The sequence below is a fragment of the Lysinibacillus sp. NPDC093688 genome (assembly GCF_050280145.1).
Lineage (GTDB): Bacteria > Bacillota > Bacilli > Bacillales_A > Planococcaceae > Lysinibacillus > Lysinibacillus xylanilyticus_B.
Genome location: NZ_JBNNUX010000014.1, coordinates 64,700 through 82,961 on the forward strand (window position 1 = coordinate 64,700; position 18,262 = coordinate 82,961).

20 protein-coding genes are annotated in these 18,262 nt (G+C 38.5%); 6 read left to right on the top strand and 14 right to left on the bottom strand.

Going from position 1 to position 18,262, the window contains the following annotated elements; all coding sequences use genetic code 11:
* Window positions 1–4: 4 nt before the first annotated feature.
* Window positions 5–475, bottom strand: coding sequence for a CtsR family transcriptional regulator (locus ACQKN2_RS12875; protein ID WP_079562396.1), 471 nt, complete (start codon window positions 473–475; stop codon window positions 5–7).
* Between the two features lie 201 nt (window positions 476–676).
* Window positions 677–982 (bottom strand): DUF4870 domain-containing protein, encoded by a 306-nt coding sequence (locus ACQKN2_RS12880; RefSeq protein ID WP_427415293.1) that lies wholly within the window; start codon window positions 980–982, stop codon window positions 677–679.
* Between the two features lie 121 nt (window positions 983–1,103).
* Here ACQKN2_RS12880 and ACQKN2_RS12885 point away from each other — a divergent pair, with 121 nt between their 5' ends.
* Both ACQKN2_RS12885 and corA read left to right on the top strand, forming a co-directional pair.
* A complete protein-coding gene (locus ACQKN2_RS12885; protein WP_427415294.1) occupies window positions 1,104–1,787 on the top strand; it encodes a class I SAM-dependent methyltransferase in 684 nt (227 codons plus the stop codon).
* Between the two features lie 67 nt (window positions 1,788–1,854).
* Window positions 1,855–2,814, top strand: coding sequence for a magnesium/cobalt transporter CorA (corA, locus tag ACQKN2_RS12890; protein ID WP_427415295.1), 960 nt, complete (start codon window positions 1,855–1,857; stop codon window positions 2,812–2,814).
* A gap of 175 nt (window positions 2,815–2,989) precedes the next feature.
* On the opposite strand, the gene ACQKN2_RS12895 is transcribed toward corA, so the two are convergent.
* Window positions 2,990–3,199, bottom strand: a complete 210-nt coding sequence (locus tag ACQKN2_RS12895; protein ID WP_323648526.1) for a hypothetical protein — start codon at window positions 3,197–3,199, stop codon at window positions 2,990–2,992.
* 306 nt (window positions 3,200–3,505) lie between these two features.
* On the opposite strand from ACQKN2_RS12895, the gene ACQKN2_RS12900 reads away from it, so the two are divergent.
* A complete protein-coding gene (locus ACQKN2_RS12900; RefSeq protein ID WP_427415296.1) occupies window positions 3,506–4,816 on the top strand; it encodes a protoglobin domain-containing protein in 1,311 nt (436 codons plus the stop codon).
* A 48-nt stretch (window positions 4,817–4,864) separates the two neighbouring features.
* On the opposite strand, the gene ACQKN2_RS12905 is transcribed toward ACQKN2_RS12900, so the two are convergent.
* From ACQKN2_RS12905 to adh, 5 genes are all read right to left on the bottom strand, one after another.
* Window positions 4,865–5,344: an acyl-CoA thioesterase gene (locus ACQKN2_RS12905; protein ID WP_427415297.1), complete on the bottom strand. Its 480-nt coding sequence runs from the start codon at window positions 5,342–5,344 to the stop codon at window positions 4,865–4,867.
* Window positions 5,345–5,411: 67 nt separating this feature from the next.
* Window positions 5,412–6,839, bottom strand: coding sequence for an aldehyde dehydrogenase family protein (locus ACQKN2_RS12910; RefSeq protein WP_427415298.1), 1,428 nt, complete (start codon window positions 6,837–6,839; stop codon window positions 5,412–5,414).
* Window positions 6,840–6,881: 42 nt separating this feature from the next.
* Window positions 6,882–7,844, bottom strand: coding sequence for a DUF4003 family protein (locus ACQKN2_RS12915; RefSeq protein WP_427415299.1), 963 nt, complete (start codon window positions 7,842–7,844; stop codon window positions 6,882–6,884).
* Window positions 7,845–8,021: 177 nt separating this feature from the next.
* Window positions 8,022–8,381, bottom strand: a complete 360-nt coding sequence (locus ACQKN2_RS12920; RefSeq protein WP_323648630.1) for a DUF779 domain-containing protein — start codon at window positions 8,379–8,381, stop codon at window positions 8,022–8,024.
* A 21-nt stretch (window positions 8,382–8,402) separates the two neighbouring features.
* Complete coding sequence (gene adh, locus ACQKN2_RS12925) at window positions 8,403–9,923, bottom strand: aldehyde dehydrogenase (RefSeq protein ID WP_323648520.1); 1,521 nt, start codon at window positions 9,921–9,923, stop codon at window positions 8,403–8,405.
* 357 nt (window positions 9,924–10,280) lie between these two features.
* Here adh and rluF point away from each other — a divergent pair, with 357 nt between their 5' ends.
* From rluF to ACQKN2_RS12940, 3 genes are all read left to right on the top strand, one after another.
* Window positions 10,281–10,982, top strand: a complete 702-nt coding sequence (rluF, locus tag ACQKN2_RS12930; protein ID WP_427415300.1) for a 23S rRNA pseudouridine(2604) synthase RluF — start codon at window positions 10,281–10,283, stop codon at window positions 10,980–10,982.
* A gap of 22 nt (window positions 10,983–11,004) precedes the next feature.
* The gene (locus ACQKN2_RS12935) at window positions 11,005–11,346 is read left to right on the top strand and encodes a DUF6904 family protein (RefSeq protein ID WP_427415301.1); all 342 of its coding nucleotides are present in this window, start codon (window positions 11,005–11,007) and stop codon (window positions 11,344–11,346) included.
* Between the two features lie 291 nt (window positions 11,347–11,637).
* Window positions 11,638–11,982 (top strand): DUF6904 family protein, encoded by a 345-nt coding sequence (locus ACQKN2_RS12940; protein WP_427415331.1) that lies wholly within the window; start codon window positions 11,638–11,640, stop codon window positions 11,980–11,982.
* Between the two features lie 419 nt (window positions 11,983–12,401).
* On the opposite strand, the gene ACQKN2_RS12945 is transcribed toward ACQKN2_RS12940, so the two are convergent.
* The 6 genes from ACQKN2_RS12945 to ACQKN2_RS12970 form a co-directional block, all read right to left on the bottom strand.
* Window positions 12,402–12,902 (bottom strand): cupin domain-containing protein, encoded by a 501-nt coding sequence (locus ACQKN2_RS12945; RefSeq protein WP_427415302.1) that lies wholly within the window; start codon window positions 12,900–12,902, stop codon window positions 12,402–12,404.
* A gap of 290 nt (window positions 12,903–13,192) precedes the next feature.
* On the bottom strand, window positions 13,193–13,900 hold the full coding sequence (locus ACQKN2_RS12950; RefSeq protein ID WP_049662752.1) for an ABC transporter ATP-binding protein: 708 nt from the start codon (window positions 13,898–13,900) through the stop codon (window positions 13,193–13,195).
* Window positions 13,900–14,679 carry an ABC transporter ATP-binding protein gene (locus tag ACQKN2_RS12955; protein WP_427415303.1) on the bottom strand — a complete coding sequence of 260 codons (780 nt, stop codon included), beginning with the start codon at window positions 14,677–14,679 and terminating at the stop codon, window positions 13,900–13,902. Before ACQKN2_RS12955 ends, ACQKN2_RS12950 begins: the two co-directional genes overlap by 1 nt.
* Window positions 14,679–15,614, bottom strand: a complete 936-nt coding sequence (locus tag ACQKN2_RS12960; protein ID WP_427415332.1) for a branched-chain amino acid ABC transporter permease — start codon at window positions 15,612–15,614, stop codon at window positions 14,679–14,681. Before ACQKN2_RS12960 ends, ACQKN2_RS12955 begins: the two co-directional genes overlap by 1 nt.
* Window positions 15,615–15,627: 13 nt before the next feature.
* Window positions 15,628–16,503 carry a branched-chain amino acid ABC transporter permease gene (locus ACQKN2_RS12965; RefSeq protein ID WP_427415304.1) on the bottom strand — a complete coding sequence of 292 codons (876 nt, stop codon included), beginning with the start codon at window positions 16,501–16,503 and terminating at the stop codon, window positions 15,628–15,630.
* A gap of 166 nt (window positions 16,504–16,669) precedes the next feature.
* A complete protein-coding gene (locus ACQKN2_RS12970; RefSeq protein WP_427415305.1) occupies window positions 16,670–17,893 on the bottom strand; it encodes an ABC transporter substrate-binding protein in 1,224 nt (407 codons plus the stop codon).
* Between the last annotated feature and the right edge of the window lie 369 nt (window positions 17,894–18,262).

Genomic DNA, 18,262 nt, shown 5'->3' on the forward strand with positions numbered 1-18,262 from the left:
TCTTTTATTTTTGCTGTTCATATTTAATCGTTGTTAGCATCGCTCGTAAAATTTTTGCTCGAATATGATCCCGTAATGGGAGTTGCAAATCGATAGTTGAGCGATCAACTGCTGCTAATATTATTTTCGCTTCTCGCCTTGAAATTACCTGCTCATCAATTAGTCGATAAACTAAATCTTCTGCCATTATTTGCGATGCCCCCCCTTCTATTTGCCTGAGGACATCATCGATTAGATCAATTTGTGAATTCGCGCGGACACGTAAAATTCGAATGTATCCACCACCACCACGTTTGCTTTCAACAAGGTAACCTCGTTCGGCAGTAAATCTTGTATTAATTACATAATTTATTTGTGAGGGCACGCACTGAAATTTATCTGCGATTTCACTACGTTTTATTTCAATATGCCCCTCTCCACCTAATTCAAGTACTTGCTTTAAGTAGCCTTCTATGATGTCTGATATATTACGCATTTTAGGAATACACCTCGCTTACTACACTGACTTTGACTATCTTTGACTTTCTTTGAGTATATTATACAAAACGCTTGAAAATAATTGCAATTATTTCGCACACAGAAAAAATCCGCCGAGTGCTTTAGCTATAAGATACCCTTATCAGCAAAAGAAAAAACGCAAGCATATGCAATTAGCATATACTTGCGTCTATAAAAATTATACCCAGCGACCAACAATTGGATAACGCCAAGGCTCATCAGATAAAGCCTTCACAATACCGATAATTGGCGCAATAAAATAGATAATCCCGAAAACAATTAAGAACGGTATACCAATGAGCAGGAAGCTTAAAATACCCGAAATAGTAAGTAATACCACCATCACAACTTGGAACAATAAGGCCTGCACAGAAATGCTCTTTACCTCTTCTTCCGAACTAATTAAGAAAAATATTATAGGTACTAACCATGGCGCAAAAAATGCACTTGCGTGTATGATTACCTTAGACCATTTAGTTTCCATTTATATCAACCCTTCCATATAATTTTTTTATTTTATGTACTATCTTTTACGGAACTACACCTTAAATAGTTTCAACTATGAATTGGATTTATAAAATTTTTTGAAAGGCATGTGATACTTGATGGAATTTAATAACACACTTGCAAATGAATATGAAAAAGGTATTCGTCGCACGCTACCTAGCTACGATGCCATGCTGCGCTTAACACAAACCTTTTATCAATCTGCATTACCTGAGAACGCTGAATTTTTAGTAGTTGGCTCCGGAAGCGGCAATGAAATTTTACAGCTCGCTGAGAAAAGACCTCATTGGTCATTTGTTGGTATAGATCCGTCAGAAGCGATGCTACAAATAGCCGGCGAACGTTTAAAATCTCTACCTAATAATATTTCTTTATATCAAGGAACTATACTGGATACAAAGCTACCTTCAGTAAAATTCGATGCAGCCAGCTGTGTATTAGTGCTTCATTTTATACAAGATGACCAAGAGAAGCTTGAAACATTAAAAAAAACAGCAAATAATTTAAAGCCTGGTGCTCCATTTGTGCTCGTCTCAAAATACGGGCAGCCGGGTACCTTAGAAACCGAGCTACAATTTGATTTATGGCGTGCTTATTGGCTACAACATACAAAGCTATCACCATCAGACGTAGCGGAAATGGAAAAATCCATACGTTCTCTTTCATTTATGCGTGAAGAGGACATTTTATCACTATTACAGCAGGCAGGCTTTACAAAACCATCTAGATTTTTTGCCACTACTTTATTTGGCGGTTGGATATGTTATAAAGAAAGCGTATAAAACTTAAATCTCTTGTGAAGATCAATACACCTGTTAGGATAGAATTAAAAGAATTGAGGTGAATGCTGTGATACGCACCATTGGAATTACAAAAGATCAAAAACTTATAAAGGAATTTCCGCTTGAAGATATACACAAAAACGAATTTGAATGGTATTGGGTCGATTTTAATTGTCCGACCGATGAGGAAGAACAACTGTTAGATACATTTTTCCATTTCCATCCACTCGCTATAGAAGATTGTTTAATGCGTTTACAGCGGCCAAAGCTCGATTTTTATGATGATTTCCACTTCTTTGTTGTCCAAAGGATGAACGAAGAATTAACAGCTGAGGAAATAAATATTTTTGTTTCTAATAAATTTATTGTCACATTCCACAAAAATGTAGCACCGGAAATAGATCGAGTACAAAAGATGTTAGAAAAACAGCCAAAGAATTGGGAACGCGGCACAGTATATTTAACGTACCAGGTAATTGATAAAATCGTTGATAGCTATTTCCCACTTGTCTATAAAATTGAGGATCATTTAAACGCACTTGAAGATGAGCTTACCTATCAAAGTAACCCCAATGCTATGAAAATTGTGTTTGAATTCCGTAGTGATTTGCTCGATTTAAGACGCACCATTTTACCAATGCGTGATTTATTATATCGTATCCTTAACTCTTACCGGTTTTCACTTAAAAAATCAGAACGAGCTTATTTCGGAGATATTTACGATCATCTGCTAAAACTCACCGAAATGATCGAATCTAACCGTGAGCTCACTGCTGATATGCGTGATAGCTATATGGCGATGAGCTCTAGTCGCATGAATGGCATTATGATGACCTTAACAATTGTTTCAACAATCTTTATTCCCCTAACATTTATTGCCGGTGTTTATGGAATGAATTTTGACTATATGCCCGAGCTACATGCGAAGTATAGCTACTTTATCGTACTCGGAATTATGATTCTTATCGCTTTATTTATGCTGGCAATCTTTAAACTTAAAGGCTGGTTCAATTTATTTAAAACTTAAAAGCCATCGTTTATCCTTGGATATGAACGTCACAACCTGGACCACATGACTGGAGTTGACAAGAAGGTTGAAACCAAGCCCGCAAAAAGCGTCACTCGGCTTGGAAATCAACCATTTATTCTGTTGTCGACAAGCTAAAGGCACCTTAGAGATTTTTCTAAGGTGCCTATCACTGTTAGTAAGGACCGCGATCATCAACTTTATTTTCACCTTGCTGTGGAAATAAAAAGTATGCGAGTACCCCAGATACTAATGTTGCACAGATAGTAATTAATAGTTGATCTAAGTCTGGTACTTCAGCATAGTAGTTTCTTAACATGTACACCGACCCTATTGCTACAATTACCATAACCGGAATGACAAATTTGAAACGTTTCTTCTCCATGTAATACCTCCTCAAAACTATTGTTACGTTCAAGCTAAACAGTTCGTATTTTACAGGTTTCCTATTTCAAATTCAATTTACCTATTACCTTTTTAGTAGTCTATTTCATGACTTTTCATCGACAATCATCTATTAATTGATAAAAAAATATAGAAATAAACTAAAATTTCAACCAAATATAGTACAAAAAATAGTAGAATATATTAAATACTATATATTCCGCAAATTAACAACCCAAGTAATTTAATAGGTATTTAGTTTACTATTCTATACTTAATACGGACCTAAGAAATGGAGCAAACAACGATGAGTTGGTTTACAAAAAAGAACGATTCTAGCTACTCAATTACATTAGTACCTGAAAATTATAAGAGCGATGTACAATTGGATGTATCAAACCATCCAAACCTTCAAAAACAGTTACAGCTTTTAGATTTAACAATTGAGGATTTAGCCATCATTAAACAACTACAGCCTTTAGCTAAGGATTTAGTTCCTGAAATGGTGGATCAATTTTATGCAGCCATTAGTTTGAGCCAAGATTTGTTAGAAATTATAAACAGAACCTCACAAATAGAGCGTTTAAAAGTTACTTTACATAAACATTTGAGTGATATTTTTGAAAGTCGTATTAATCACTCTTATATTAATGAACGAAAGGCAATTGCCGAAACTCACGTTCGAATTGGTCTACAATCGAAGTGGTATATCGCCTCATTCCAATCATTAACAACGACCTTTACACGCTTTACAAATGAGTTAGATATATCGAAAGATGATGCAATCCGTGCGATCAATGCCTTTTGCAAAATCATTAACTTCGAGCAGCAGCTTGTAATCGAAGCCTATGAAAAAGAAGAGGAACGCATTCGTGCAGTAGACGGTAAAACAAAACATGCACTTGTTACGACCATTCAAAAAACGGCAGAGGAACTTAATGCGATTAGTGAAGAAACAGCAGCTTCTTTATTAGTCATTTCCTCTCAAACAGATGATATCGCAGTAGCTACAAAGCAAGGATTAACCTTTGTTGCTGATACACAGGAAAAATCCAGACGTGGACAGCAGCAACTGCAAGATCAAAATGATTTAATACAGGTAATTTTACAAAGTGTAAACAGTCTCGATGTTACGATGAACCAGTTACGCACATCTTCTCAAAAAATATCGGAAATTGTAGGACTGGTGACAGGAATTGCCGATCAAACGAACTTATTAGCACTGAATGCTTCTATCGAGGCAGCCCGAGCAGGTGAACATGGTAAAGGCTTTGCTGTTGTTGCAGAGGAAGTTCGTAAGCTTGCTGAAGAAACAAAAAATGCGGTACAAAATGTTTCTCATCTCATTAAAGAAACAGAAAGTAATATTACAACAATGTCGACTTCGGTTATTAACGTTGATCAAAAGATTCAACATAGCGTAGATACGCAAAACAGTTTATCTAAATCGTTTAACGATATCGCCGATGCTGTTTCTGGGATTCAACAGCAGTATGTAAATACATCAAGAGATATTTCAGCCATCTCTAATTTGATTACTGAACTATCACAAGGTGCTACACTTGTTTCTTCTTCTTCCGATTCACTTATTAACGTGGTAAATGAATTACAAATGTAAGTACGAAAAAGGGAAACTGACAGCATACGTCAATTTCCCTTTTTATTTTTAATGCGATAACGCACGTTTTTGTTTACGATGTTCGCGTCTTGCTGGGCCCGTTTCAAACAGACGTTTTTCTGCATCTGTTTCAGGATAAATTGCTGGAACTGGCTTAGGTTTACCTTCTTCATCTACTGCAACCATCGTTACAAAGGATTCAGTCGTTAATTTCTCCTCACCAGTTTCAATGTTTCGTGAAATAACTCGAACATAAACTTCCATTGAAGAACGTCCAGTTGACGAAACAATACTTTCAATTTCTAAAACAGCCCCTACATGTGCTGGCGATAAAAAATCAACCGAATCAATAGATGCTGTGACTACAAGCCCTTTTGCATGCTTCATTGCTGTAATAGCAGCAATTTCATCAATATAAGCTAACACTCTTCCACCAAAAATGGAGTTGTGATTATTTGTATCTGGCGGTAGTACGAGACGCGTTTGAACAGTACGTGACTGGCCCATCGGTATTGCGTTGTTTGACATAATTCTTGCAACTTCCCTTCATGAATGTTCTTTCGTCATCGTATCGCAGAACAAGGGTTGATGCAAATTAGAACGATTTTTTCATTGTAATAAATTTCATATCTGTCATTTCCTCGATTGCCCACTTAATGCCTTCACGTCCGTAGCCACTCATTTTTATGCCACCGTATGGCATATTATCAACCCTGAATGTCGGAATATCATTAATCATAACAGCACCGGCCTGTAATTCATCCGCTGCGTGTAATGCATCTTGTAATACATTCGTATATATTCCAGCATTTAAGCCAAGTTCCGACTCATTCACTAGTCGAATAGCGTCATCTAATGTTTCATATGAAACAATTGAGACGATTGGCGCGAATGTTTCCTGACAAACAATTTTCATATCCGCCGTCACATTCGTCATTACAGTCGGCGTTAAAGTACGTTCCGTAAATGTTCCTCCTGTAGCAACTACAGCACCTTGTGACTTGGCTTCCTCAATCCATTGACGAATACGTTCAACTTCTTTTGGGTTAATCATTGCACTAACATCAGTAGTTGTATCTAGTGGATCACCTACCACTAGTTTCTCTGTCTCAGCTACAAACGCCTTTGTAAATTCATCCATAATAGATGCATGTACATAAATACGTTGTAAGGAGATACAAACTTGTCCAGCAAAATTAAAGGCACCACTGACACAACGCGAAATAATTTTATCAATCGGTGTCGATGGCTCGACAATTACTGCCGCATTGGAGCCAAGTTCTAAAGTGACTTTACGCAAACCTACTTTTTCTTTAATACCCAATCCAACCTTACCGCTTCCCGTGAATGTCACCTTTTTCACAAACGGGTGAGTCACAAGAGTATCACTTAGCTCCCCACCGCTACCTGTAATAATTTGAAGCGCACCATTAGGTAGACCCGCTTGCTGGAAAATTTTCGCCATCACGATAGAACTTAATGGCGTTTGCGTCGCTGGCTTTAATACAACCGTATTTCCAACTGCAAAGGCAGGACCTAATTTATGTGCCACTAAATTAAAGGGAAAATTAAAGGGTGTAATGGCTGAAATTACACCTAGAGGTTCTCGTTTTGTCCAGCCAATACGATCTCCTGCCCCTTGTGCAGCATCCATCGGTACCGTTTCACCCTTTGCTTGCTTAGCTCCCTCTGCGGCAAATTGATAGGTTGCTATTGTGCGTTCTATTTCAGTTAAACCTGCTGATAATGGTTTACCTGCCTCTAAGGCCAAAATTTCAGCTAATTCCTCTTTACGTTGGCGCATTATGTCGACCACTTTATACAATATTTCGGCACGTTCGTAGGCTGTTGTCTTTTTAAACGTTTGGAATGCCTCCTGCGCACCTTCTATTGCTTGTTCAACGTCAGAAATTGACGCCTTAGCTACCTTTGCAATAACCTCACCACTATAGGGTGATTTCAGTTCATATGTTTCCTTTGCGTCCTGCCATTCGCCATTCATCCAAAGTTTTGTTTCCTTCATCCTTCAAACGCACCTCCAAAAATCAAGTTCTTCTTTATTTTATCACGAAGAACTCGATGCTACAGCTGCTGCACTAACTGCCGCCAACATTGCTGCCTGCTGTGCCTGAATTAACAATTCAATGGATGACATAATTGACATTGATAAGGATTGTTGTACATTCGCCATATCATAAATAGCAATTTGTGTGGCCATAAATAACACGAATTCACGATGCCATTTTAAAAGTTTCATATCCTTTAACTCATGATATATATCACCAATCTGTTGAAGCTGTACTTGGTTCACTTCAAGGATTGCAAAAAAGCCAAGCAATGGATAGTGCATCGTTTTGACCTTTACATCTTGATTTTTTAGTGCGTCACGGATCGTTACAACATTAGGCACTAACGTATTATCATATTGAGGTGATAAGAAAGTCAGTACTTGCGATAGCCATTGAAGCTCATTACCTGCATTAAAATTATACGTACGTAATTCTTTATAATAACGATTCATTGTTTCTGCACGTAGCTCAACGTCGTCAGATGGGCTACTTAACAAAACTGCATAGGGAATATCATCGTATGACGTCAAAAATCGATGATGCTTGCGGATTGCATCAAATAATGCGCGTGCTACCTGTGCATGTGCACGTTTCTCACTTTCCTCTTCCGTTAAAAACTGTGCACCAATAAAACTAAAATTCCCGCTTCTGAATTTTACCTCTTTCATTATGCTAACGTTTGTCAGTAAATTTTTTATTGCTTGTTCTGTATCCTCTTGCTCCATCAAATTTGCAGCAATACTATAGCCTACCGTTGTTCTTAACGGAGATGACCATGACGTTTGCTTTTTCATTTCTTGTAATACTTTTTTATATTTAACGGAATCAAAGGGTTTTCCGGATGCCACATATTTGCTTGCGATTGCCAACACAATTTTACGATCAACCGTCCGACCAACAGCCTTCGAGACATCCTCCACCATATTTGTAAACTGATTTTCAATCATAACAAAGTCCATGTTTAACACGCTCCTTTTTCCATATTTACGTAACACATTGTCGAAAAGATTCATTCTGTTTTTTAACAATGAACATAAAAAAACAGCGGCAATAGTTTTGCCGCTGTCCATAAAAGTATACTTAATTAAGCCTTTTTACGTAAATTTGCTTATTACAATATTGCTTGTTCGGTACACTTAAATTAACCCTAATTCTTTTAATTCTTCTGCGGAAAAGGCTCTTGATCTTGTTAAAAACCGCTTACCTTCAACGCCTTCCAGTGAAAACATACCACCTCTACCATCGACAACGTCCAAGATTATTTGTGTATGCTTCCAATAGTCATATTGATTTTTATGCATGTAGAAGGGAGTACCACCAATCTCTCCAAGGCAAACATCCTGATCACCTAATAGTAAGTCTCCCTCTGGATAACACATCGGCGAGGAGCCATCACAGCATCCACCTGATTGATGAAACATAATGGGCCCATGCTTTTCTTTCAATAATTCGATTAGTGCTAGCGCTTCTTCTGTTGCTAAAACACGCACGACCACGCTCATGCACCTCCCTACTAATTAGAAGAAACCAAGTTTGTTTTCGCTGTAGCTAACTAATAAGTTTTTCGTTTGCTGATAATGCGCTAACATCATCTTATGGTTTTCACGGCCAACACCTGACATTTTATAACCACCGAACGCTGCATGTGCAGGATAAGCATGGTAGCAGTTTGTCCAAACACGTCCAGCTTGAATACCACGACCGAAGCGATAAGCTGTATTCATATCACGTGTCCATACACCTGCACCTAAACCGTACAGTGTGTCATTTGCAATTTCTAATGCTTCCTCTTTTGTCTTAAATGTTGTTACAGCAACAACTGGCCCAAAAATTTCTTCTTGGAAAATGCGCATTTTATTATGTCCTTTGAAGACAGTTGGCTTAATGTAGTAACCATTTTCAAAACCTGATCCTACATTATTTTTCTCTCCTCCAATTAGACATTCTGCACCTTCTTGCTTACCAATATCTAAGTAAGAAAGGATTTTTTCCATTTGCTCACTTGAAGCCTGCGCTCCCATCATCGTATTCGGATCAAGTGGATTCCCAACTTTAATTGCTTCAACACGCTGTAGGACGCGTTCCATAAATTTATCGTAAATAGATTCTTGGATTATTGCACGAGAAGGACATGTACATACTTCACCTTGGTTTAGAGCGAATAATACAAAGCCCTCAACTGCTTTATCTAAAAAGGCATCATCTTCGTCCATAATATCCTCAAAGAAGATGTTTGGCGACTTGCCTCCCAATTCTAATGTAACTGGAATAAGGTTTTGTGAAGCATATTGCATAATTAAGCGACCAGTCGTTGTTTCACCAGTAAAAGCAATTTTACCAATGCGTGGATTTGAAGCTAGCGGCTTCCCTGCCTCTAAGCCAAAGCCATTGACAACATTCAGTACACCTGATGGCAATAAATCTTCTATTAATTCAATGAGCACCATAATCGAAGCTGGCGTTTGCTCTGCAGGTTTCAATACTACACAGTTTCCAGCTGCAAGTGCCGGTGCTAGCTTCCAAACGGCCATTAATAACGGGAAATTCCAAGGGATAATTTGACCTACTACCCCAATCGGCTCATGGAAATGATAAGCGACTGTATCATTATCGATTTGGCTTACCGCGCCTTCTTGTGCACGTAAAGCCCCCGCAAAATAACGGAAATGATCAATGGCAAGAGGGATATCTGCATTTAATGTCTCACGTACCGCTTTTCCGTTGTCCCATGTTTCGGCAACGGCTAGCTTTTCTAAGTTTTGTTCTATGCGGTCCGCAATTTTAAGTAAAATGTTTGCACGTTCTGTTGGAGATGTTTTGCCCCATTCTTCTTTTGCGGCATGTGCTGCATCAATTGCAAGTTCAATATCCTCAGCAGTAGAACGAGCTAATTGTGTAAAAACTTGTCCAGTAACAGGTGTAACATTATCAAAGTATTGTCCTTTCACTGGAGGTGTCCATTCCCCACCAATGTAATTTTCATATTTCTCTTTGAATTGAACTACCGATCCTTCAGTGTTTGGAAATGCATAAACCATTTTACTTCTCCCCTTTACACAAAATAATGAGAAAATAATCTACAAAAATCGTCATTTTCATCGAAATAACGATATTTTCATAGAAACCCTCTTACTCAATATATTGTCAGAAACGAAAAATAATTTCAACTTTTTTAAATTTTTTTTGGATTACTACTAAAATCTATTCTTGAATCAATTATGCCTCGGCATAATTGTTGCTGTCGCTTCGCTTTCGCACAGATAAACAATGCGTCCGGAATCGGCTTTGCGCTTAGCCGCAAAGTGGCTTATATTTGCTAGAAAAGCTTCTAGGATTCACGGTGTGACCAACTATAATGTATACTTAAAAATAATATAAATGTATAGGAGAACAGTATGCGTATTAATAAATATTTAAGTGAAACAGGCATTGTATCTCGTCGAGGCGCAGATAAATGGATAGAAGAAGGTAAAGTAACGATTAATGATGAACTCGCTACAGTCGGCAGTCAGGTTGAGGCTGGTGATATGGTTTGTGTTGATGGAAAAGAGGTAAAGAAAGAAGAACAGCTCGTTTATATTGCCTTAAACAAACCAGTAGGAATTACAAGCACAACTGAACGTCATATAAAAGGAAATGTCGTTGATTTTGTCAATCACCCCCTTCGTATTTTTCATATCGGAAGACTAGATAAAGAGTCTGAAGGGCTATTATTACTAACCAACGATGGGGACATCGTCAATAAAATTTTACGTGCTGAAAACCATCATGAAAAAGAATATATTGTGCAAGTTGATCAACCTATTACGGAGCAATTTATAAAGAAAATGGGTGCTGGTGTAGATATTTTAGATACTACAACCCTACCTTGTTATGTTGAAAAAATATCTGACAAAGTCTTTAAAATCGTTTTAGAGCAAGGCCTCAATCGTCAAATACGTCGTATGTGTTCAGCTCTTGGTTACTCCGTTAAACGTCTACAACGCATTCGTATTATGAATATAAAGCTTGGCAATTTAAAAGTTGGACAGTGGCGCGATTTAACAGATAAAGAACGAACAGAACTATTCAGACTACTTAAATACACACCAAAATAAAGCCATTTAAGGGGATGGGACTATGCTGTCAATTCAGAGTACTGAGCAGTTAACCGGCGCACGTATTAGCGGTGATTTTTGGGATTTAGATGAGCTGATCAATGCCATTTACAAAATAACTGGTGATGAAAACAAGTATTATGATTATCAAGGCGCGCGCTTGCGCATTCTTAGTGTTTGTTATAATCTCCGTCAAGCAGCCAAGGGGGAGCATCAGCTTGAGTTTGTTAGCAACGGGCTCAATAAAAGTGTTCTGACACAGCATGAACTAATTTTCCCTAACAAAAATGTTTATTTCGCAGCAGAAGTTCTTTGGCCAGAGCTAATTTTTACTGCTATCGCAATCAATTATGCCTCGGCATAATTGCGTCCGGAATCGGCTTTGTGCTTAGGCCTGCACGACGCAGGTCAGTTAGCCGTTATCGCATGGATGCGATGGTTTTAGGCTAACATCCCCAAAGAACTCCTTTCCGATTCCGTGACATCCACCGGAGGCTTTGGGCCAACGTGATGTTGGTCACTCAGTCGTTGCCACAGGACGTGGCGTTCTTAGACTGAGTTCCTCTATTTCAGCGGACGTTTGGACACCTGCTGAAAGAAGTTAAATGACTTCATTCGCTTACATCAAGAGCTAATTGACTCTTCTGATTGGAATATTGACGTTGCCACAATTCGTAAATTCCGAGCAGCTGTTGCCGATTGTTTAGAGCAGGAACTTCATGAAGATGAATACTTAGTATTTTTAAGAATGCTGCACACTAAAAATCCATTAACATTCCGTTATGCAACACAGTATGTAGATGTATTAAATCTTGAGTATATTCATTTAAATTTAGAGGCACGTAAAGCTCACTTAGCGGCATTTGCTCTGCGCTTAATGTTAGAAGACGATGAGTATGTAGCGTTAAAATCGCAACTCATGGAAGTTGCGATGACTACAAAAAAGGCGTTACATGAAATTGAAATTGAAGCGAATTATCCTGAAACTATTTTGTGGTAAATAGAAAGAGCCGTCTCATATTGAATATTAAAGTGACATGCCAGAAAACATACGCTATGTGAAGTGGTTGATTGGAGTGGAGGCTGGGCGACTCCTTGGGAATCAGCGATAGAGGAACGAAGGCTAAAATCATCACATCCTGTGATAACGCCTTCGTGACCAACATCGTGTTGGCCCGAGACCCTGGAGCGAAGCGGGAGGGGAACGAAGGCTAAAATCATCACGTCCTGTGATAACGCCTTCGTGACCAACATCCTGTTGCCCCGACGCCCCCAGGAAAGCGCCCAGCCGGAACGGAAATCAACCCTCGTTTTGCCGAAGAGCTATACCTTATTAAATTTGACACCTTAATTTCATTGATATAATCATTTTTCAATAGCATGAGCCGTCTCAAATGATTTGAGACGGCTACTTTTCTTCTATTCTTGAATTGTCTTGTAAGCCATTTTTCGGATAACTTCCTCGTGCTGTGGATAGTCAGCTAATAGCTCATCTTGTGTAAATAATTCGAAGTCTTCAAAGTCAAAGCCTGGTGCAACCATACAGCCTACCAAACTAAATGTATCTGCATCCTCTACAGATGAGCCAAATATAGTATTTTTCGGTACTGCGATTTGTGGTACTTCTCCTGCCTCAACATTTAACCCAAGCTTCTTCGCCTCATATGTACCATCCGGGAAAATCATATGGACCGTTAGCGGGCTGCCAGCATGATAATACCAAAGCTCGTCCGATTTCAAACGATGCAAATGCGATATATCCTGTGAACGTAGTAAGAAATAAATACTCGTATAAATGGGTCTCTGTACATCTCTTACAGGCATATCATCCGATGCCCGAAACGAGGATATATAGTGCCCTCCTTCGGGATGCTCTGCTAAATTTAATTTTTCTATAAAATATTGTGCTGTATACTTCATAAACATCACTCCTTTCGTCCACATTACCAAATAATAAAAGGCGAAAGCTACTGCTATTTTGTCACTTTGATATTTGTATCCGTCGTTTTGGCCTTTCTTTCCGTCACTTTAATTGTTCTATCCGTCGCTCTTGCCCTTCTTTCCGTCACTTTAATTGTTCTATCCGTCGCTCTGGCGGTTCTATCCGTCGCTTCAGCCTTTCTTTCCGTCGCCTTAACAGTTCTATCCGTCTGCTCACTCCTCCGATTATACGAAAAAAGACGTCTCAGAAATTGAGACGCCTTCTCCCTCTATAAGCCACCTAAATAAGCGGCCTTTACTTGTTCACTCTCTTGAAGCTCTTTTGCTGTACCTGATAATACAATACGTCCCGTTTCAAGTACGTACGCACGGTTTGCTACTGATAATGCCATATTCGCATTTTGCTCAACAAGCAATACAGTTGTACCCTCTTTATTAACTTGCTCAATAATATTAAAAATATTTTTTACCATGAGTGGTGCAAGTCCCATTGAAGGTTCATCCATTAATAACAATTTTGGTTTTGCCATTAATGCTCGCCCCATCGCTAGCATCTGCTGCTCACCACCAGATAATGTACCCGATTGCTGTTTACGACGCTCCAAAAGGCGTGGGAATAATTCATACACATGATCTAGATCTTTTTTGATGCCAGCTTTATCGTTACGAAGATATGCTCCAAGTTCTAAGTTCTCTTCAACAGACATATTGGCAAAAACGCGACGCCCCTCTGGAACATGTGAAATGCCCGATTTTACAATTGTCTGTGCAGCCTTCCCTGCGATAGAGAAGCCTTCATATTCAATGATGCCACCCTTTGGTTTTAATAAGCCTGACAATGTTTTTAATAATGTACTTTTACCAGCACCATTTGCACCGATTAACGTTACGATTTCACCCTCATTTACTTCTAAAGAGAGGCCCTTTAATGCTTGAATGTTACCGTAAAACACATCTATATTTTGTACTTTTAGCATTAGCTGATAACCTCCTCACCAAGGTAAGCTTCAATTACCTTTGGATTGTTGCGAATCTCTTCTGGTGTCCCATCTGCGATTAATTGACCGTGATCGAGCACGTATATACGTTCACAAATCCCCATAACTAAGCTCATATCGTGTTCAATCAGAAGAATTGTTAAGCCAAATTCTTTACGAATAAACGCTATTAATTCCATTAAATCATGCGTTTCCTGCGGGTTCATCCCCGCTGCTGGCTCATCCAATAAAAGTAGCTTAGGATTTGCAGCTAGGGCACGAGCAATTTCTAACCGGCGCTGCATCCCATAAGGTAAATTTTTTGCAAGCTCATCCTTATAAACATCTAAGCCAAAGATTTTTAGAAATTCTATAGATTTATGCTCCATTTCTGCCTCACCTTTAAAATGATTCGGCAAGCGGAAGATGGAAGACCACATGGAATGCTTTGCAAGCGAATGGTTCGCTACCTTAACATTATCTAAAACAGATAGCTCTTTAAACAAACGAATATTTTGGAACGTACGGCTAATACCTTTTTGTGTTACTTGATATGGTGCAAGCCCGTTCAACTTTATACCGTCAAATGTGATCGTGCCCTCAGTTGGCGTATAAACACCGGTAAGCATGTTAAAGCTCGTTGTTTTACCAGCACCATTAGGCCCTATAAGACCTACTAGTTCTCCTTGATTCAGGTACATGTCAACGCCCTGTACCGCCTTTAAACCACCGAATTGAATGCCCATATTTTCAACATTGATAAGAAGGTTTCCAGTCATTATTTTGTACCTCCTTTTTTACCAAACTTAAATAAATCCGTAACTTCTTTTGTTCCCATCAACCCTGTTGGGCGGTACAGCATTACGACTATTAATACTAAACTGTAAATAATCATACGTGTTTCTGGGAAGTTTGCTAGATATGCTGAGATTACTGTTAAGAAAATCGCAGCTATGACAGATCCTGAAAGACTTCCTAAGCCACCGAGAACTACATAGATTAAAATATCGAATGATTTTAAGAAACCGAAAGTCGTCGGTTGAATAATGTAAAAGTTATGTGCAAAGATGGCCCCTGCAAGGCCGGCGAAGAAGGAACCTATCGCAAAAGCTATAACTTTATAGTAGGTTGTATTAATACCCATTGCATCTGCCGCAATTTCGTCCTCACGAATCGATATACATGCGCGTCCATGACGAGAATTCGTAAAGTTTGAGATGACTAGAATTGTTAGAACAACACCTATGAATGCATAAGTCCAGTTTGATAAATAAAGAACCTGCATCCCTGCCGCGCCACCAACATAGTCCGTATTTAAAAAGATAATACGAATAATTTCCGCAAAGCCTAGCGTTGCAATTGCTAAATAGTCACCCTTTAAACGTAATGTCGGAATACCTACGATTAAACCAGCTACCGCTGCTGCTAGTGCCCCTAAGAAAATAGCCAATGGGAACGGCAGCATTAGCTTAGTTGTAATAATTGCTGAAACATATGCTCCAACTGCTAAGAAGCCAGCATGCCCAATCGAGAACTGACCAGTAATCCCAATGACAATATGCAAGCTGACCGCAAGCATGATGTTAATACACATTGTGATCAACATATTTTGATAGTAAATATCGAGAATGTTTGTAGAAATAAGGCTTTGAACAACTGCATAGATGACTAGCGCTAATACGGCATAGCCCCAGAAAAATTTAGACTTTTTCATCATTACCGCTCACCTACACTTTCTCACGGGCATTTTTACCAAAGATACCCGATGGTCTGAAGATTAAAATTAAAATTAAAATAACGAATGCCGCTGCATCGCGCCATAAAGAGAATCCAAGTGCACTTACTAATGACTCCACTACTCCTAGTAACATACCGCCAACCATAGCACCAGGAATAATACCAATACCACCAAGTACTGCAGCGATAAACGCTTTTACCCCTGGAATAACACCCATTAATGGATCAATTTTCGTATAGTAAACACCAAAGATAACACCTGCTGCACCAGCTAGAGCAGAACCAATTGCGAATGTTGCTGAAATTGTATTATCTACATTAATACCCATTAAACGTGCCGCATCAGCATCATGGGAAACCGCACGCATCGCTTTCCCGATTTTTGTTTTATGTACGATGAATTGTAAAAGAATCATCAGTACAATTGTTACAGATAAAATTAATATTGATGTACTACTGATTTGAACACCGAAAACATCAAATGATTTATTGGTAATGACTTCAGGGTATGCCGCCGGTTGTGCACCTCTGAAGTAGATCGTTGTATATTCAATTAGTAGCGATACACCTATTGCCGTAATTAAAGCTGCAATACGTGTAGCATTTCGTAAACGCTTATAAGCAATACGTTCAATTAAAACACCAAAGATTGCACAGACTGCCATCGCCAATAATAGTGCTGGGAAGAAGCCAAGCTCCCATTTAGCAATTGCGTAAAAGCCAATAAATGACCCAATCATGAAGACATCGCCGTGGGCAAAGTTAATCAGCTTAATAATTCCGTATACCATCGTATACCCTAGCGCTATTAATGCGTAGATACTACCTAGTGAAATACCATTCACAAGCTGCTGTATCCATTCCATGAGCGTTCACCCCTTTTTATTTTTTGAAAAATGCAAAAATAGAACTTACTACTACATGTTATTATTGAAAATAGAGTAAATTGTGTCCTCATCAAAAAATTTTTTCATGGTCTATAAAACACAAAAAGGAAGGCGTGTTTACCCGCCTCCCCTTGCTTAGAAAACATTAAGGATTAACTTTAGAGTTGAACACTTGTTTACCGTCTTTAAATTCAAGAACTGTTGCTGTTTTAATTGGGTTATGATTTTTGTCAACTGAGAAAGTACCTGTTACTAAAGAAAGATCTTTTGTGTCAGCTAAAGCTTTTTTAATAGCTTCCCCATCCGTAGAGCCTGCACGCTTAATAGCATCAGCAATGTAGTAAATTGTGTCATAGCCAAGTGCATTGAATGCATCTGGTGCTTTATCACTGTTCGCTGCCTTAAACGCCTTTACGAAGTCTTGAATTTTTTGATCTGGGTCTTCTGCAGAATAATGGTTTGTGATGTACGTGTTATTCAGCGCTTTCGCACCAGCTAGTTCTACTAAAGTTGGTGAATCCCAACCGTCAGCCCCCATCAATGGAACGTCGATCCCCATTTCACGTGCTTGTTTAACAATTAAACCAACCTCTTCATAATATCCTGGGATAAAAATAAAGTCTGGTTTAGCTGCTTTAATATTCGTTAATTGTGTACGGAAGTCAGCATCCTTAGCGACATACGCTTCTTCTTTTACAACTTTCCCACCATTTTTAGTGATTGTATCTTTAAATGATTTCGCTAAACCTTTTGCATAGTCAGATGCGTTGTCCGCAAAAATAGCTACATTTTTAGCTTTCAATTCACCTGAAGCGAAGTTCGCTGCTACAATCCCTTGGAATGGGTCGATGAAACAAGTACGGAATGCGTACTCGTTAACGCTATCATCATCATTAACTGTAATGTTAGGAGCTGTACCTGAACCCGTAACAATTGGGATTTTATTAGTATTAGCAATTTGAACAGTAGCAACTGTATTACCAGAAGTTGCTGGAGCTAGCATTGCTACTACTTTATCTTGTGTTGCTAGTTTAAGAGCTGCTGCAGTAGACTCTGAGTTTTCAGACTTGTTATCTACTTTAATGAGCTCAATTTTTTTGCCATCGATTCCGCCATTATCATTAATTTCTTTAACGGCTAGCTCTGCACCTACACCAATCGAAGAACCATAAGAAGCTACGTTACCTGAAAGCTCTAAGTTTGCACCGATTTTAATAGTATCACCGTCAGAAGAACCGCCACCACCTGATGATGATCCTCCTCCTGAACTTGAACTATCTCCGTTACCACAGCCTGCAAGAACGCCTGCAAGTAGTGAAGATGCAACTAGAAGTGAGCCAAACTTTTTAAGCTTTTTGTTCTCTCTCATAATTTTATTCCCCCTAGAATTTTCTCAAATATTAGATATTTCAGATAATTATAAACAATTAATAGCATTTCCTCAATAACAAAAATAACCAAATTATAATTTATAACTATCTATCTTTGAGTGAATCGAACTATTTTTCATTTAGGACTTTTACATTGTAAAACATTCCTTATATTTAGTCTAGAGTGATTTTTCAGTATAATTAGTGATTTTCGAATTATCTATTAATTGTCAGTGAATATTCATACAAACCTATCATTTACGATTATTTTTTTCGATAAAAGAGGTTCATAATCGCTAAAATGGTTGTATTCATATGCAATCACTACTAATTATTTATTACCTGGGGAATAAATTGACATTCTATAA

Excerpts from the sequence above, each read along its gene's own strand:
- ACQKN2_RS12875 (WP_079562396.1), bottom strand. The coding sequence starts at position 475 with ATGCGTAATATATCAGACATCATAGAAGGCTACTTAAAGCAAGTACTT.
- ACQKN2_RS12880 (WP_427415293.1), bottom strand. The coding sequence starts at position 982 with ATGGAAACTAAATGGTCTAAGGTAATCATACACGCAAGTGCATTTTTT.
- ACQKN2_RS12885 (WP_427415294.1), top strand. The coding sequence starts at position 1,104 with ATGGAATTTAATAACACACTTGCAAATGAATATGAAAAAGGTATTCGT.
- ACQKN2_RS12895 (WP_323648526.1), bottom strand. The coding sequence starts at position 3,199 with ATGGAGAAGAAACGTTTCAAATTTGTCATTCCGGTTATGGTAATTGTA.
- ACQKN2_RS12900 (WP_427415296.1), top strand. The coding sequence starts at position 3,506 with ATGAGTTGGTTTACAAAAAAGAACGATTCTAGCTACTCAATTACATTA.
- ACQKN2_RS12905 (WP_427415297.1), bottom strand. The coding sequence starts at position 5,344 with ATGTCAAACAACGCAATACCGATGGGCCAGTCACGTACTGTTCAAACG.
- ACQKN2_RS12910 (WP_427415298.1), bottom strand. The coding sequence starts at position 6,839 with ATGAAGGAAACAAAACTTTGGATGAATGGCGAATGGCAGGACGCAAAG.
- ACQKN2_RS12915 (WP_427415299.1), bottom strand. The coding sequence starts at position 7,844 with ATGGACTTTGTTATGATTGAAAATCAGTTTACAAATATGGTGGAGGAT.
- adh (WP_323648520.1), bottom strand. The coding sequence starts at position 9,923 with ATGGTTTATGCATTTCCAAACACTGAAGGATCGGTAGTTCAATTCAAA.
- rluF (WP_427415300.1), top strand. The coding sequence starts at position 10,281 with ATGCGTATTAATAAATATTTAAGTGAAACAGGCATTGTATCTCGTCGA.
- ACQKN2_RS12935 (WP_427415301.1), top strand. The coding sequence starts at position 11,005 with ATGCTGTCAATTCAGAGTACTGAGCAGTTAACCGGCGCACGTATTAGC.
- ACQKN2_RS12945 (WP_427415302.1), bottom strand. The coding sequence starts at position 12,902 with ATGAAGTATACAGCACAATATTTTATAGAAAAATTAAATTTAGCAGAG.
- ACQKN2_RS12950 (WP_049662752.1), bottom strand. The coding sequence starts at position 13,900 with ATGCTAAAAGTACAAAATATAGATGTGTTTTACGGTAACATTCAAGCA.
- ACQKN2_RS12955 (WP_427415303.1), bottom strand. The coding sequence starts at position 14,679 with ATGACTGGAAACCTTCTTATCAATGTTGAAAATATGGGCATTCAATTC.
- ACQKN2_RS12960 (WP_427415332.1), bottom strand. The coding sequence starts at position 15,614 with ATGAAAAAGTCTAAATTTTTCTGGGGCTATGCCGTATTAGCGCTAGTC.
- ACQKN2_RS12965 (WP_427415304.1), bottom strand. The coding sequence starts at position 16,503 with ATGGAATGGATACAGCAGCTTGTGAATGGTATTTCACTAGGTAGTATC.
- ACQKN2_RS12970 (WP_427415305.1), bottom strand. The coding sequence starts at position 17,893 with ATGAGAGAGAACAAAAAGCTTAAAAAGTTTGGCTCACTTCTAGTTGCA.